Origin of the sequence: Streptomyces synnematoformans, assembly GCF_039531005.1 — a bacterium.
Lineage (GTDB): Bacteria > Actinomycetota > Actinomycetes > Streptomycetales > Streptomycetaceae > Streptomyces > Streptomyces synnematoformans.
The window spans coordinates 1-15,369 of the sequence record NZ_BAAAPF010000173.1 but is presented as its reverse complement, the minus strand read 5'-3'; the positions used below and the strand labels follow the sequence as shown (position 1 = coordinate 15,369).

Genomic DNA, 15,369 nt, shown 5'->3' with positions numbered 1-15,369 from the left:
CTGCGCCGGCGGCTGCGCGCCGACGGGCACGCGGTGCTGGGGCGGGCCACGGCCGGCGGCCGGCGCTGGCTGAAGGCGACCCTGCTCAACCCGCACGTCCAGGCGAGCGACCTGCGCAACCTGCTCAAGCTCGTCACCGAGGCCCACCGCGCGGCCCCGGCGGCGGCCGGCCCTGCCGACCACCCGGACCACCCGGCCCGCGAGAACGGAACCGCCGCCGATGCCCGCTGAGCACGCCGGCCGCGACCGCCCCCTCGACCTCGCCGGGGTCGGCATCGGCCCGTTCAACCTCTCGCTGGCCGCTCTCGCCGCCCGCCTGCGCGGCCTGACCACCGCGTTCTACGAGCGCCGCGCGGAGTTCCGCTGGCACCCCGGGCTCCTCATCGAGGGCACCACCCTCCAGGTGCCCTTCCTCGCGGACCTCGTCACGCTCGCCGACCCCACCAGCCCCTTCAGCTTCCTCAACTACCTGCGTGTCCGCGAGCGGCTCTACCCCTTCTACTTCGCCGAGCGCCTCCACACCCACCGCGCCGAGTACGACGCGTACTGCCGCTGGGTCAGCGGGCAGCTGTCCGGCCTGCACTTCGGCCACCAGGTCGAGGACGTCCGCTGGAACGCCGAACGCGGCCTGTTCGAAGCCGACTTCACCCAGCTCGACGGCTCCGGCGGGGCCGCGGCGCTGGGCCGCGCCCACGCCCGCCACCTCGTCGTCGGCGTCGGCACCGAGCCGTACGTGCCGGAGCCGCTGCGCCCGCTCGCCGAGTCGCCCACCGCCGACGTCGTGCACGCCGCCGACTACCTCACCCACCGCGAGCGCCTCGCCGCCGCCGGCCACGTCACCGTGATCGGCGCCGGGCAGTCCGGCGCGGAGGTCTTCCTCGACCTGCTGCGGGCCCGGCCGGCGGGCGCGGAAGGGCTGCACTGGCTCGCCCGCACCCCGGCGTTCGCGCCCATGGAGTACAGCAAGCTGGGCCTGGAGCAGTTCACGCCCGACTACGCGCGCTACTTCCACGGCCTGCCCGGGGGCGTACGCGACGACCTGCTGCCCCGGCAGTGGCAGCTGTACAAGGGGATCGACGCCGGGACCATCGCCGCCGTCCACGACGAGCTGTACCGCCGCACCCTCGGCGGCGGCTGGCCCGACGCCGTCCTCACCCCCGGCGTCACCGTGCGCACCGCCGGGCGCCTCGGCTCGCACCGCGTCGAACTGCACCTGGAGCACGCCGCGCAGGGCACCCGCGAGACGCTGCGCACCGACGCCGTCGTGCTCGCGACCGGCTACCGGGAGCGTCCGCTCGACGGGCTCCTCGCGCCGCTGGAGCCGCTGCTGCGCCGCGACGCCGCGGGCCGCCCGCGGATCGACGAGCGGCACCGGCTCGTGCTCGACCCGGCCGTCACGGGCCGGATCTACGTCCAGAACGCCGAGCGCCACACGCACGGCGTCGGCGCCCCCGACCTGGGCCTCGCCGCCCACCGCAGCGCGGTCATCCTCAACGACGTCACCGGCGCCGAGCCGTACCCGCTGCCGCACCGCACCGCCTTCACCACCTTCGGGCTCCCGCAGGCCCGGCGCGAACGGCCCGACGAGCCGGCGCACGGGGTCCCGCGCGCGCCGGACCCTGGCACAGTGAAGGCATGACGATCCCGCCCCCCGCACCCTCGTCCGCCCATCCGCCCCACGGCACCCCCGACGAGCCGCGTCTCGCCGTCCGCGGCGAGGCCCGCCTCGAAGTCGACCCGGAGATCGCCCGGATCGCCGTCACCGTCTCCGTCCGCGGCACCGACCGGCGCACCGCGCTGGCGGACCTCACCCGCCGCAACACCGAGGCGCGGGAGCTGATCAGGTCGTACGGCGACGCGGTCGAGAAGCTGGAGACCGGGGCCCTGCTCGTGACCCCGGAACTGGGCCGGCACGGCCGCGGCGAGCGGGTGCGCCGCTACCACGGCCGGGTCCGGCTGACGGCGACGCTCGGCGACTTCACCGCGCTCGGCGAGCTGAGCACCCGGGCAGCCGACCTCGAACTGGCCGCCGTCGAGGGCCCGTGGTGGGCGCTGCGCCCGGACTCGCCGGTGCACCGCGAGGCGCGGCAGCAGGCGGTGCGCGAGGCGGTGACGCGCGCCCGCGAGTACGCGGAGGCGCTGGGCGCGGAGCTGGCGGCGGTCGTGGAGGTGGCCGACGAGGGTGCGGAGCACCCCGAGACGTGGATGGCGACGGAGGCGGCCCGCGGCTTCGGCGGCCGCGCCCTGGCCGCAGACGCGGAGGCGGCCCCCGCGCTCGATCTCGAACCCCAGCGGCAGACCGTTTACGCCCGGGTGAACGCGAGGTTCACGATGACCCGTCCGCAACTCTGAAAACGCTCATCAGAGCGGCGGCGCGCACGTTTTATAAGTTGTCAGCTCGTTCTCAATAGAGCTTCAGGCAATCGTCGTTGGAGAGTAGCCAATACCCGGTTCCCTACCTGCCGGTAAGTCATAGAGTCGAATGCATGCGCCGAGCGAAGATTGTCTGCACCCTGGGGCCAGCGACCGACACATACGACCAGATCAAGGGGCTGGTCGAGGCGGGAATGGACGTCGCCAGGTTCAATCTCAGCCATGGCACTTACGCTGAGCACGAAGAGCGTTACGCACGGGTGCGCAAGGCGGCGGACGAGACGGGGCGCAGCGTCGGCGTACTCGCCGACCTTCAGGGCCCGAAGATCCGGCTCGGCACCTTCCAGGAAGGTCCTGTATTTCTCGAACGGGGCGATGAATTCACCATCAGCGTCGACCCGGTCGAGGGCGACCGCCAGTGCTGCGCGACGACGTACGCCGGGCTGGCCGCCGACGTCGGGCGCGGCGAGCGCATCCTCGTCGACGACGGCCGCGTCACGCTGGAGGTGACCGCGGTGGACGGACCCCGGGTCCGCACCATGGTCATCGAGGGCGGCATGGTCTCCGACCACAAGGGCCTGAACCTGCCCGGGGTCGCCGTCTCCGTGCCGGCGCTCTCCGACAAGGACTGCGACGACCTGCGCTGGGCGCTGCGCACCGGCGCGGACATCATCGCGCTGTCCTTCGTGCGCTCCGGGCAGGACGTCCGTGACGTGCACCGGATCATGGACGAGGAGGGCCGGCGCGTCCCGGTGATCGCCAAGGTGGAGAAGCCCCAGGCGGTCGACGACCTGGAGGGCATCGTCGACGCCTTCGACGGGCTCATGGTGGCCCGCGGCGACCTCGGCGTGGAGATGCCGCTGGAGCAGGTGCCGATGGTGCAGAAGCGGGCGGTCAAGCTCGCCAAGCGGAACGCCAAGCCGGTCATCGTCGCCACCCAGATGCTCGACTCGATGATCGACGCGTCCCGGCCGACCCGCGCGGAGGCCTCCGACGTCGCCAACGCGGTCATGGACGGCACGGACGCCGTGATGCTCTCCGGTGAGACCAGCGTCGGCAAGTACCCGGTCCAGACGGTGCGGACGATGGGCCGGATCGTCGCGGCGGCGGAGGAGGAGGTGCTCGCCAAGGGCCTGCCGCCGCTGACCGACCGCAGCAAGCCGCGCACGCAGGGCGGCGCGGTGGCGCGCGCCGCGGCGGAGATCGGCGACTTCCTGGGCGCGCGGTACCTGGTGGCGTTCACGCAGTCCGGCGACACGGTGCGGCGGCTCTCGCGCTACCGCTCGCCGATCCCCGTGCTGGCCTTCACCCCCGACCCGGCCACGCGCAGCCAGCTGAACCTGACGTGGGGCGTGGAGACCTTCCTCGGCCCGGTCGTGCAGACGACCGACGAGATGGTGGCGCAGGTCGACGAGCAGCTGCTGAAGATCGGCCGCTGCCGCAGGGGCGACGTGGTCGTGATCACCGCCGGCAGCCCGCCCGGCGTCCCCGGCTCGACCAACCTCGTCCGCGTCCACCACATCGGCGACGAGGACAGCCTCGCCTGACCCGCGGCGCGACGGACCGTGCCCCGGCCGTCATCGGCCGGGGCGGAGACCGCCGCGGTGCGCACGCCCCGGCCGGGCACCCCACCACGACCCCCGCCGGCCGGGAGGCGCTCAGTGGGCCGCCGACTCCCAGTCCGCGCCCACGCCGACCGCCACGTCCAGCGGCGCCCGCAGGGAGACCGCGCCCGCCATCTCGCGCCGGACCAGCTCCTCCACCGGCTCGCGCTCGCCCGGGGCCACTTCGAGCACGACCTCGTCGTGCACCTGCAGCAGCAGCCGGGTCTGCAGCGACGCCGCGTGCAGCGCCCGGTCCACCCGCAGCATCGCCAGCTTCACGATGTCCGCCGCGGTGCCCTGGATCGGCGCGTTGAGCGCCATCCGCTCGGCCATCTCGCGCCGCTGGCGGTTGTCGCTGTTGAGGTCGGGGAGATACCGGCGGCGGCCGAACATCGTCTCCGTGTAGCCCGTGGCGCGGGCCTCGTCCACGACGCGGCGCAGATAGTCCCGTACGCCGCCGAAGCGCTCGAAGTAGTTCTCCATGAGCTTGCGGGCCTCGGCCGCCTCGATGCCGAGCTGCTGGGAGAGGCCGAACGCGGACAGCCCGTAGGCCAGCCCGTACGACATCGCCTTGATCTTCCGCCGCATCTCGTGGTCGACGTCGGTGCGCGGCACCGAGAACACCTGCGAGGCGACGGTGTCGTGCAGGTCCTCGCCGGACGTGAACGCCTCGACCAGGCCCTCGTCCTCCGACAGATGGGCCATGACGCGCAGCTCGATCTGGCTGTAGTCGGCGGTCAGCAGCGACTCGTATCCCTCGCCGACGACGAAGCCGCGCCGGATGGCCCGGCCCTCGTCGGTGCGGATGGGCACGTTCTGCAGGTTCGGGTCGGTGGAGGAGAGCCGTCCGGTGGCGGCGACGGTCTGGCTGAACGTGGTGTGGATCCGGCCGTCCGCCGCGATGGTCTTGATCAGCCCCTCGACCGTGGAGCGCAGCCGGGCCTGCTCGCGGTGGCGCAGCATGATGACCGGCAGCTCGTGGTCGGTCTGGGTGGCGAGCCAGGCGAGCGCGTCGGCGTCCGTGGTGTAGCCCGTCTTGGTCTTCTTCGTCTTCGGCAGGCCCAGCTCGCCGAAGAAGACCTCCTGCAGCTGCTTGGGCGAGCCGAGGTTGAACTCGTGTCCCACCGTGTCGTGCGCCTCCCGGACGGCCTGCTGCACGGCGCCCGCGAACTGCTCCTCCATGGCCTCCAGATGGGCCCGGTCGACGGCGACGCCGGCCCGCTCCATCCCCGCCAGCACCGCCGACACCGGCAGCTCCATGTCGCGCAGCAGCTCCGCCGCGCCGACCTGCGCCAGTTTCTCCGACAGCGCCTCGCCGAGGTCCAGGACCGTGCGGGCCGTGCGCATCAGCGCGTCCCGCTCGGCCGCCTCCTGGTCGCCCTCCGCGCCGTCGAGGCCCAGCTCCAGCTGCCCGTCGGCCGCCGGGGGCTCCAGCTCGCGGCCCAGGTAGGCGATGGACAGCGCGTCGAGCGCGAAGGTGCGCCGGCCGGGGGTGGCCAGGTAGGCGGCGAGCGCAGTGTCCATCGTCACGCCCTCGACCGTCCAGCCGTGCTCGGCGAGGACACGCATGGCGCTCTTCGCGTCGTGCACCGTCTTGGGGCTGCCGGGGTCCGCGAGCCAGCCCGCGAACGCCTGCTCGTCCCCGGCGTCCAGCCGGGCCGGGTCGAACCAGGCCGCCGGCCCCGCCGCGGTGGCCAGTGCGACCTCGGTGACGCTGCCGACGCCGAGCTGCCAGGTGTCGACGGTGGCCATGCCCAGCGGCCCCGAGCCGTGCTCGGCGAGCCACGGCGCCAGCTCGCCGGTCTGCAGCACCCGCCCGTCGACCTGCACCCCGGGCTCCGGCTCGGCCTCCTGCTCGCCGGTGCCCGGGTCGGCGTTGAACAGCCGCTCGCGGAAGTTGGGGTTGCGGAACTCCAGGGCGTCCATGACGACCTGCAGCGCCGTCCGGTCGTACGGCCTGCGCTCCAGGCCCTCCGGGCCGGTGGGCAGCTCCACGGTGCGGTCCAGCTCGGTGAGCCGGCGGTTGAGCCGCACCGCCTCCAGGTGGTCGCGCAGGTTCTGCCCGGCCTTGCCCTTGACCTCCCCGGCCCGCTCGACCAGCTCCGCGAACGACCCGAACTGCCTGATCCACTTCGCCGCGGTCTTCTCCCCGACGCCCGGGATGCCCGGCAGGTTGTCGGAGGGGTCGCCGCGCAGGGCGGCGAAGTCCGGGTACTGCGCGGGCGTCAGCCCGTACCGCTCCTCGACCTTCTCCGGCGTGAAGCGGGTCAGCTCCGAGACGCCCTTCGTCGGATAGAGGACCGTCACATGGTCCGAGACGAGCTGGAACGAGTCCCGGTCGCCGGTGACGATCAGCACCTCGAACCCGGCCGCCTCCGCCTGCGTGGCCAGCGTCGCGATCACGTCGTCCGCCTCGAAGCCCTCGACGCCGAAGCGCGGCACGTTCATCGCGTCCAGCAGCTCGCCGATCAGCTCGACCTGGCCCCGGAAGTCGTCGGGGGTCGAGGTGCGGTTCGCCTTGTACTCCGCGAACTCCGCGGAGCGCCAGGTCTTGCGGGAGACGTCGAAGGCGACGGCCAGATGCGTCGGCTCCTCGTCACGCAACGTGTTCGACAGCATCGACGTGAAGCCGTAGATCGCATTGGTGGTCTGCCCGTCGACGGTGGAGAAGTTCTCCGCGGGCAGCGCGAAGAACGCCCTGTATGCCAGGGAATGTCCGTCCAGCAGCATCAGGCGGGGACTGCGGGGGCCAGGGGGTTTCGATGCGTTCTCAGCCACGGACCCGATCCTGCCATGCCGCACCGACAACGGGCCCGTGACGGTGCGGCATGGCAGGATCGGTCACGTACGCCGTCCACGAGAACCCGCCGCGAGAACACGAGACACCCCGCCACGAGAAAGGGTGACCGCCATGGCCGGCAAACCGCCCGTCGGCGACCCCGTGCAGGACGCCCCCGAGGTCACCCCGCCGCAGGAGTCCGCCGTCGGCGCCGCCGCCATCGGGCACGCGCTGCGCACCGGGCAGGAGCAGATGGGCGTACGGCGTACGGCCCGCACCCTGCTCCGCGTCAACCAGCACGACGGCTTCGACTGCCCCGGCTGCGCCTGGCCCGAGCCGGACCGCCCGCACACCTTCGAGTTCTGCGAGAACGGCGCCAAGGCCGTCGCCGAGGAGGCGACGCTGCGCCGCGTGACCCCGGCGTTCTTCGCCGCCCACCCCGTCGCCGACCTGGCCGGCCGCAGCGGCTACTGGCTGGGCCAGCAGGGCCGGCTCACCCACCCCGTGTACCTCGCCGAGGGCGCCGACACGTACGAGCCGGTGTCCTGGGAGCGGGCCTTCTCCCTCGTCGCCGAGGAGCTGACCGCCCTCGGCTCGCCCGACGAGGCGGTCTTCTACACCTCCGGCCGCACCAGCAACGAGGCCGCGTTCCTCTACCAGCTCTTCGCCCGCGAGTTCGGCACCAACAACCTGCCCGACTGCTCGAACCTGTGCCACGAGTCGTCCGGCTCCGCGCTCACCGAGACCCTCGGCGTCGGCAAGGGCAGCGTCCTGCTCGACGACCTCCACCGGGCCGACCTGATCATCGTCGCCGGCCAGAACCCCGGCACGAACCACCCGCGGATGCTCAGCGCGCTGGAGCGGGCCAAGGACAACGGCGCCCGCATCGTCACCGTCAACCCGCTGCCCGAGCCCGGCATGGTCAGGTTCAAGAACCCGCAGACCGTCCGCGGCCTCGCCCGCGGCGGCACCCCGCTGACCGACCTGTTCCTCCAGATCCGCGTCGGCGGCGACCAGGCGCTCTTCCGCGCCCTCGCCCGGCGCGTCCTCGACGCGCACGACGCCGGGGCGCGCACCCCCGGCGGCCGGAGCCCTGTCGACGAGGAGTTCGTCGCGGAGCACACCCACGGCTACGAGGAGTACGCGGCCGCCGCCCGCGCCTACGGCGACGCCGAGGCGGAGCGCGCCACCGGGCTGACCGCCGCCGAGATCGACCGCGCCGCCGAGCTGGTGCTCGGCGCCGAGAAGGTCGTCGTCTGCTGGGCCATGGGCCTCACCCAGCACAAGCACGCCGTACCCACCATCAAGGAGATCGTCAGCTTCCTGCTCCTCGGCGGCCACGTCGGCCGCCCCGGCGCCGGCGTCTGCCCCGTGCGCGGCCACAGCAACGTCCAGGGCGACCGCACCATGGGCATCTTCGAACGCCCCGCGCCCGCGTTCCTCGACGCGCTGGAGAAGGAGTTCGGCTTCGCCCCGCCCCGCCGCCACGGCTACGACGTCGTACGCGCCATCCGCGCCCTGCGCGACGGCGACGCCAAGGTCTTCTTCGCCGTCGGCGGCAACTTCGTCGCGGCCTCGCCCGACACCGAGGTCACCGAGGCCGCGATGCGCCGCGCCCGGCTGACCGTGCACGTCTCGACCAAGCTCAACCGCAGCCACGTCGTCACCGGCGCCCGCGCGCTGATCCTGCCGACCCTGGGCCGCACCGAACGCGACCGGCAGCCCGGCCCCGACGGCCGCGGCCACGACCAGTTCGTGACCGTCGAGGACTCCATGGGCGTCGTGCACGCCTCCCGCGGCCGGCTCGCGCCCGCGAGCGACGCGCTGCTGTCCGAGGTCGCCATCGTCTGCCGGCTCGCCCGCGCCGTGCTGGGGGAGGCCAGCGCCACGCCCTGGGAGGAGTTCGCCGGCGACTACGCGCGCATCCGCGACCGCATCGCGCGCGTGGTGCCCGGCTTCGAGGACTTCGACGCCCGCGCCCGCCGCCCCGGCGGCTTCACCCTCCCGCACGCCCCGCGCGACGAGCGGCGCTTCCCCACCGCCACCGGCCGGGCGAACTTCACCTCCGGTCCCGTGACGTGTCCGGAGGTGCCCGAGGGGCGGCTGCTGCTGCAGACGCTGCGCAGCCACGACCAGTACAACACCACGATCTACGGGCTGGACGACCGCTACCGCGGCGTGCGCGGCGGCCGCCGCGTCGTCCTCGTCCACCCCGGCGACGCCGCCGCCCTCGGCCTCGCCGACGGGGCGTACGCGGACATCGTCGGCGAGTGGCACGACGGCGTCGAGCGGCGCGCGGACGGCTTCCGCGTCGTGCACTACCCGACCGCCCGGGGCTGCGCGGCCGCGTACTACCCGGAGACCAACGTGCTGGTCCCGCTCGACTCCACCGCCGACACCAGCAACACCCCCACGAGCAAGTCCCTGGTGGTCAGGCTGGAACCGGCCGCGTCTACGGTGGAGCCCGACACGACGGTGTAGAGGACGGAGCCGGCCGCGCATGGGCGAGCACACCACCACGAAGTTCCCCCCGGAGATCCTCGACGAGTTCGCCGGCGTCGGCGTCGACCTGGAGAAGCTGTTCTCCGCCGGCGCCCTCGGGCAGCGCATGGGCCTGCAGGTGCTGGAGGCGGCCCCCGAGCGGGTCGTGGGCACGCTGCCCGTCGAGGGCAACACGCAGCCGTACGGGCTGCTGCACGGGGGCGCCTCCGCGGTGCTCGCCGAGACCCTGGGCTCCGTCGGCGCCATGCTGCACGGCGGCCCCGCCAAGCTCGCCGTCGGCGTCGACCTGAACTGCACCCACCACCGGGGCCTGCGCGCCGGCGTGGTCACCGGCGTCGCCACGCCGGTGCACCGCGGCCGGTCCACCGCGACGTACGAGATCGTCGTCAGCGACGAGGAGGGCCGCCGGGTGTGCACCGCGCGGCTCACCTGCCTGCTGCGCGACGCCTGACCGCGCGGCCCCCGCGCCCGGCGCCCCCACCTCCGCCGGGGCCGGCGACCCGCGCGGAAATCCACCCGTCCGAGTGATGCACGGCGGTGCTCCGGACGCGTACCCCCAGGCCCGCGCGGTCCGCGGACGCCGCTGTGACCAGCACCACCCCGCCTCGATCAAACTAGCTATGACCTGCACGTTTAACAAACATGCCGCGCGGGTACTTTGCCCCTCCCACCAACGCCTTCTAGCCTCGGGGCGCATGAACCTCCTCCGGAAGCTGAACCACAAGCTCGGCGCGACCACGGGCTTCGAGATCCGCAAGGCCGGGCCGCTGTACGCCCCTGCCCCGAGATCCGCCCGCGCCAAGGCGTCCGCGGGGCCGAAGCCGGCGCAGGTCGCCTACCGCCCCCCGGAGGATCCCGAGGTCGACCGGCTGCTGCGGCGGCCCGTGTTCATCATGTCGCCCGTACGCTCCGGCTCCACCCTGCTGCGCCTGCTGCTGAACGCGCACTCCCGCCTGCACTCCGCGCACGAACTCCACTTCCGCCGCCTGGAGGTCAACGCCGGCACCAGGCTCGCCGAGCAGGCCATGGCCGAGCTGGGCCTGGAGCGCGCCGACCTGGAGCACCTCATCTGGGACCGGGTGCTGCACCGCGAGCTGGTGCGCTCCGGCAAGGACGTCCTGGTCGAGAAGACGCCCAGCAACACCTTCGCGTACAAGCGCATCGCCGCCTGCTGGCCCGACGCCCGGTTCGTCTTCCTGCTCCGCCACCCCGCCTCCATCGCCCGCTCCTGGTACGAGGCCGACCCGGCCAAGCGCACCGAGGAGGAGGCGGCCCTCGACGCGCTGCGCTACATGCGCGCCACGGAGCGCGCCCGCCAGGCCCTGCCCGGGCACGTCGTGCGCTACGAGGAGCTGACCGAAGACCCCGAGGCCGCCATGAAGGCCATCTGCTCGTACCTGGAGATCGACTTCGAGCCCGGCATGCTCGACTACGGCTCCCGGACCGAGAGCAGCTACAAGAAGGGCCTCGGCGACTGGAAGGACAAGATCCGCAGCGGCCAGGTGCAGGCCGGCCGGGCGCTGCCCGCCGCCGACGAGATCCCCGAGCCGCTGCGCGAGATCAGCGCCGCCTGGGGCTACACCGACGACGAGGGCACCGGCGCCGCCGCGGCCGCCCGCGAGCCGCACGCCGAGATCGCCGAGGTCTGGCCCCGGGACGGCGCCGTACGCCTCACCGGCCGCCTCCACGGCGTCGCCGGCACCTCCGGCAGCGGCCCCTGGGAGCTGCTCCTCGTCCGGCGCGACGACGAGGACCAGCAGCTGCGCTACCCGGCGGAACTCTCCGACGGCGGCTTCGACGTCACGGTGCCCGTGGCCGACCTGGCACCCGCCGGACTGACCCCTCCGGCCCAGTGGGACATCCACCTCACCGCGGGCGGGGGCGGCACCGAGGTCCGGCTGCGCGCCGGCCGCCACCTCGACGGGATCACCGGGAAGAAGAACATCATGGTCTTCCCCGGCCAGCCCGCCCGGGTCGACGGCACCGACGTCGAGGTCAAGCCGTACTACACCGTCAAGGACAACCTCTCCGTCGAGGTGCTGCCGTCCTCATGAAGATCCGCTATCTGCTGATGCACGCCTACGGCACCGGTGGAACCATCCGCACCGTCTTCAACCAGGCCAGCTCCATGGCCGCCGCCGGCCACGACGTCGAGATCGCCAGCATGCAGCGCGGCCGCGACGAGCCGCACTTCCCCCTCCACCCCGGGGTCACCGTCACCACGCTCGTCGACCACCGGCCGGGCGCCCGCGACGCCGAGCTGGCCGCCGCCGGCCGCCGGGCCGCCGAACGGCGCACCGAGCGCGAAGGGCAGCCGCCCCGGTACGTCCCCCCGGGCGAGTTCGCTTACGAGCGCTACAACCGGTACGTCGAGGACACGATCATCGACTGGCTGGAGCGGCAGCGCGACGCGGTGATCGTACCGACCCGCCCCGGCCTGAACTTCCTCACCGCCAGATTCACGCCACGCAGCTGCCGCAAGATCGCCCAGGAGCACATGAACCTGGGCACGCACCCCGCCGACATCCGCGCCGCCATCCAGCGCGAGTACCCCCGGTTCGACGCCGTCGCCGTGCTCACGCACGGTGACCGCGAGGACTATCAGGAGCTGCTGCCCGGCACCCGCGTCGTACGCATCCCCAACGCCGTCCACAGCGGGGAGAAGAAGCTCACCACCTACGCCGACCAGGTCGCCGTCGCCGCCGGCAGGCTCTGCCCGCAGAAGGGCTTCGACCTGCTGATCCCGGCGTGGGCACAGCTGGTGGAGAAGTTCCCCGAGTGGCAGCTGCGCATCTTCGGCACCGGCGAGAAGAAGGCCGAACTGCGCCGCCAGATCAACGAGCACCACCTGTACAACCACGTATTTCTGATGGGGCACACGCACAAACTGGACGACGAACTTGCGAGAGCATCCTTTTATGTGCTCAGCTCGCGGTTTGAGGGCCTGCCCATGGTGATGATCGAATCGATGACCCACGGACTCCCCGTGGTCAGCTTCGACTGCCCGACGGGCCCCGCCGACGTGCTCACCCACGGGAAGGACGGCCTGCTGGTGCGCCGCAAGGACGTGGACGGGCTCGCCGAGGCCATGGGACAGCTGATGGACGACGAGGGCCTGCGGGCCGACATGGGAGCGGCGGCACTGCAGACGTCGCGCTCCTACACTCCCGAGGCGGTCCATCCGCAGTGGGAGGCACTGTTCGAGGAGATTCACGGGAGTGGGAGTGCCTGACAACGCACCCGGCGCCGACGACCTACGCGGTCGCGGCGCCACGATCTGGCTCACCGGTCTGCCCAGCGCCGGCAAGACCACCCTGGCGCGCGCCTTCGGCGAGCGGCTGCAGGACGCCGGCCACCGGGTGGAGGTGCTGGACGGCGACGAGATCCGGGAATTCCTCACCGCCGGCCTCGGTTTCACCCGCGAGGACCGCGACACGAACGTGCAGCGCATCGGCTTCGTCGCCGAGCTGCTCGCCTCGCACGGCGTGAAGGTCCTCGTACCGGTGATCGCCCCGTACGCGGACAGCCGGGAAGCGGTGCGCAAGCGCCACCAGACGGAGGGTACGACGTATGTGGAGGTGCACGTGGCCACGCCCGTCGACGTCTGCGCCGAACGGGACGTGAAGGGCCTCTACGCCAAGCAGGCGGCCGGCGAGATCTCCGGCCTCACCGGCGTGGACGACCCCTACGAGCCCCCCGCGGACCCCGATCTGCGCATCCCCACGCACGAGCAGAGTGTCGATGAATCCGCGGCGATGCTTCACGCCGCACTGGTGGAACGAGGTCTCGCATGAGCCAGTTCGAGCAGGCCACCGCCCCGGACTTCCAGCTGCCGCACCTGGACGTGCTGGAGTCGGAGGCGGTGCACATCTTCCGCGAGGTGGCGGGGGAGTTCGAGCGTCCGGTGATTCTCTTCTCCGGCGGCAAGGACTCCATCGTGATGCTCCATCTGGCGCTGAAGGCCTTCGCGCCGGCCCCGCCGCCGTTCACGCTGCTGCACGTCGACACGGGGCACAACTTCCCCGAGGTGCTCCGGTACCGCGACCGCGTCGCCGCCCAGCACAACCTGCGGCTGCACGTCGCGTCCGTCCAGGACTTCATCGACCGCGGCGAGCTGAAGGAACGCGCCGACGGCACCCGCAACCCGCTGCAGACCGTACCCCTGCTGCGGGCCATCGAAGAAGGCCGCTACGACGCGGTCTTCGGCGGCGGCCGCCGTGACGAGGAGAAGGCCCGCGCCAAGGAGCGCATCTTCTCGCTGCGCGACGAGTTCGGCGGCTGGGACCCGCGCCGGCAGCGCCCCGAGCTGTGGCAGCTCTACAACGGCAAGCACGCCGTCGGCGAGCACGTCCGCGTCTTCCCGCTGTCCAACTTCACCGAGCTGGACGTCTGGCAGTACATCGCCCGCGAGAAGATCGTGCTCCCTGACATCTACTACGCGCACCGCCGCGAGGTCTTCCTCCGCAACGGCATGTGGCTCGCCCCCGGCGACTGGGGCGGCGCCAAGGACGGCGAGCGTGTCGAGACCCGCACCGTGCGCTACCGCACCGTCGGCGACATGTCCTGCACCGGCGCCGTCGACTCCGACGCCGACACCATCGAGAAGGTCATCGCCGAGATCGCCGCCACCCGCCTCACCGAGCGCGGCGCCACCCGGGCCGACGACAAGCTGTCCGAGGCCGCCATGGAAGACCGCAAGCGTGAAGGCTACTTCTGACATGACTGTGAACCCACCCGCCACCGCCACGGAGCCGGCCGCGCTCACCGAGGTCTCCCTGCTGCGCTTCGCCACCGCCGGCAGCGTCGACGACGGCAAGTCGACCCTCGTCGGCCGGCTGCTGCACGACTCCAAGTCGGTCCTCGCCGACCAACTGGAGGCCGTGGAGCGCGCCTCCGCCAGCCGCGGGCAGGAGGCCCCCGACCTGGCGCTGCTGACCGACGGGCTGCGCGCCGAGCGCGAGCAGGGCATCACCATCGACGTGGCCTACCGCTACTTCGCCACCCCCCGCCGCCGCTTCATCCTCGCCGACACCCCGGGCCACGTGCAGTACACCCGCAACATGGTCACCGGCGCCTCCACCGCGGAACTGGCGGTGATCCTCGTCGACGCCCGGCACGGCGTCGTCGAGCAGACCCGCCGGCACGCCGCGGTCGCCGCGCTGCTGCGCGTGCCGCACGTCGTCCTGGCCGTCAACAAGATGGACCTCGTCGGCTACGCCGAGGACGTCTTCGCGACGATCGCCGCCGAGTTCACCAAGTACGCCAAGGCCCTCGGCGTGCCCGCCGTCACCACCATCCCCATCTCGGCGCTGGAGGGCGACAACGTGGTCACCCCCTCGGCCACCATGGACTGGTACGCCGGCCCCACGGTGCTGGAGCACCTGGAGACCGTGCAGATCGACCACGACCCGCGCGGCCGCGTGACCCGCTTCCCCGTGCAGTACGTGATCCGCCCCCAGACCCCGGAGTACCGCGACTACCGCGGCTACGCCGGGAAGATCGCCTCCGGCATCTTCCACGTCGGCCAGCCCGTCACCGTGCTGCCCTCCGGGCACACCTCCACCATCGCCGCCATCGACGTGCTCGGCGAGAGCGTCGACGCCGCCTGGGCGCCGCAGTCGGTCACCATCCGGCTCGCCGACGACATCGACATCTCCCGCGGTGACATGATCGCCCCCACCGAGCAGGCGCCGCCCGCCACGCAGGACATCCAGGCCACCGTCTGCCACCTGCACGACACCGCGCTCACCCCCGGCGCCCGGGTGCTGCTCAAGCACACCACCCGCACCGTCAAGGCGATCGTCAAGGACATCCCCGACCGGCTCACCCTCGACGACCTCTCCCACCACCCCGCCCCCGGGTCGCTGGCGGCCAACGACATCGGCCGGGTCGTGCTCCGCACCTCCGAGCCGCTGCCCATGGACGCCTACGGCGACTGCCGGCGCACCGGCTCCTTCCTGCTGATCGACCCCGCCGACGGCTCCACCCTGGCCGCCGGCATGGCAGGCGCCGCGTTCGCCGGCGCCGACCGCGCCAAACGGGCCGAACTCGACGACGCCGAGTGGGACTTCTGACCGCACCCCGCCCGGCCGCCCGCCCGGCGGGACGCTG

At 72.8% G+C, this 15,369-nt stretch carries 11 protein-coding genes and 1 pseudogene; 11 read left to right on the top strand and 1 reads right to left on the bottom strand.

Features of this window, described 5'->3' with window-relative positions:
- The 4 genes and pseudogenes from ABD317_RS23015 to pyk all read left to right on the top strand — a co-directional run.
- Nucleotides 1-231: pseudogene (locus ABD317_RS23015) on the top strand (aspartate aminotransferase family protein); the annotation flags it as partial.
- A complete protein-coding gene (locus ABD317_RS23010) occupies nt 221-1,639 on the top strand; it encodes a lysine N(6)-hydroxylase/L-ornithine N(5)-oxygenase family protein (RefSeq protein WP_344291824.1) in 1,419 nt (472 codons plus the stop codon). The pseudogene ABD317_RS23015 and the gene ABD317_RS23010, both read left to right, overlap by 11 nt.
- Nucleotides 1,636-2,352, top strand: coding sequence for an SIMPL domain-containing protein (locus ABD317_RS23005; protein ID WP_027753636.1), 717 nt, complete (start codon nt 1,636-1,638; stop codon nt 2,350-2,352). Before ABD317_RS23010 ends, ABD317_RS23005 begins: the two co-directional genes overlap by 4 nt.
- A 134-nt stretch (nt 2,353-2,486) precedes the next feature.
- A complete protein-coding gene (gene pyk, locus ABD317_RS23000) occupies nt 2,487-3,920 on the top strand; it encodes a pyruvate kinase (protein WP_344291823.1) in 1,434 nt (477 codons plus the stop codon).
- Between the two features lie 111 nt (nt 3,921-4,031).
- Here pyk and polA read toward each other — a convergent pair whose 3' ends face one another.
- Entirely contained in the window at nt 4,032-6,755 is a 2,724-nt protein-coding gene (polA, locus tag ABD317_RS22995; RefSeq protein WP_425582412.1) for a DNA polymerase I, read from the bottom strand.
- A gap of 133 nt (nt 6,756-6,888) precedes the next feature.
- On the opposite strand from polA, the gene ABD317_RS22990 reads away from it, so the two are divergent.
- The 7 genes from ABD317_RS22990 to ABD317_RS22960 all read left to right on the top strand — a co-directional run bounded on the left by ABD317_RS22990 (nt 6,889) and on the right by ABD317_RS22960 (nt 15,332).
- Nucleotides 6,889-9,237: an FdhF/YdeP family oxidoreductase gene (locus ABD317_RS22990; RefSeq protein WP_344291822.1), complete on the top strand. Its 2,349-nt coding sequence runs from the start codon at nt 6,889-6,891 to the stop codon at nt 9,235-9,237.
- A 19-nt stretch (nt 9,238-9,256) separates the two neighbouring features.
- Nucleotides 9,257-9,709, top strand: coding sequence for a hotdog fold thioesterase (locus ABD317_RS22985; protein ID WP_027753632.1), 453 nt, complete (start codon nt 9,257-9,259; stop codon nt 9,707-9,709).
- 244 nt (nt 9,710-9,953) lie between these two features.
- The gene (locus ABD317_RS22980; protein ID WP_344291820.1) at nt 9,954-11,312 is read left to right on the top strand and encodes a sulfotransferase family protein; all 1,359 of its coding nucleotides are present in this window, start codon (nt 9,954-9,956) and stop codon (nt 11,310-11,312) included.
- Entirely contained in the window at nt 11,309-12,490 is a 1,182-nt protein-coding gene (locus tag ABD317_RS22975) for a glycosyltransferase family 4 protein (RefSeq protein ID WP_344291819.1), read from the top strand. Before ABD317_RS22980 ends, ABD317_RS22975 begins: the two co-directional genes overlap by 4 nt.
- Nucleotides 12,483-13,052, top strand: a complete 570-nt coding sequence (gene cysC, locus ABD317_RS22970; protein ID WP_027753629.1) for an adenylyl-sulfate kinase — start codon at nt 12,483-12,485, stop codon at nt 13,050-13,052. Before ABD317_RS22975 ends, cysC begins: the two co-directional genes overlap by 8 nt.
- Nucleotides 13,049-13,975, top strand: a complete 927-nt coding sequence (gene cysD / locus ABD317_RS22965) for a sulfate adenylyltransferase subunit CysD (RefSeq protein ID WP_344291818.1) — start codon at nt 13,049-13,051, stop codon at nt 13,973-13,975. The genes cysC and cysD overlap by 4 nt, the downstream gene beginning before the upstream one ends.
- A 1-nt stretch (nt 13,976) precedes the next feature.
- Nucleotides 13,977-15,332: a GTP-binding protein gene (locus ABD317_RS22960; protein WP_027753627.1), complete on the top strand. Its 1,356-nt coding sequence runs from the start codon at nt 13,977-13,979 to the stop codon at nt 15,330-15,332.
- Nucleotides 15,333-15,369: the final 37 nt, after the last annotated feature.

Bases quoted from the DNA above. Each gene is read 5' to 3' on its own strand.
- ABD317_RS23010 (WP_344291824.1), top strand. From the start codon at position 221: ATGCCCGCTGAGCACGCCGGCCGCGACCGCCCCCTCGACCTCGCCGGG.
- ABD317_RS23005 (WP_027753636.1), top strand. From the start codon at position 1,636: ATGACGATCCCGCCCCCCGCACCCTCGTCCGCCCATCCGCCCCACGGC.
- pyk (WP_344291823.1), top strand. From the start codon at position 2,487: ATGCGCCGAGCGAAGATTGTCTGCACCCTGGGGCCAGCGACCGACACA.
- ABD317_RS22990 (WP_344291822.1), top strand. From the start codon at position 6,889: ATGGCCGGCAAACCGCCCGTCGGCGACCCCGTGCAGGACGCCCCCGAG.
- ABD317_RS22985 (WP_027753632.1), top strand. From the start codon at position 9,257: ATGGGCGAGCACACCACCACGAAGTTCCCCCCGGAGATCCTCGACGAG.
- ABD317_RS22980 (WP_344291820.1), top strand. From the start codon at position 9,954: ATGAACCTCCTCCGGAAGCTGAACCACAAGCTCGGCGCGACCACGGGC.
- ABD317_RS22975 (WP_344291819.1), top strand. From the start codon at position 11,309: ATGAAGATCCGCTATCTGCTGATGCACGCCTACGGCACCGGTGGAACC.
- cysD (WP_344291818.1), top strand. From the start codon at position 13,049: ATGAGCCAGTTCGAGCAGGCCACCGCCCCGGACTTCCAGCTGCCGCAC.
- ABD317_RS22960 (WP_027753627.1), top strand. From the start codon at position 13,977: ATGACTGTGAACCCACCCGCCACCGCCACGGAGCCGGCCGCGCTCACC.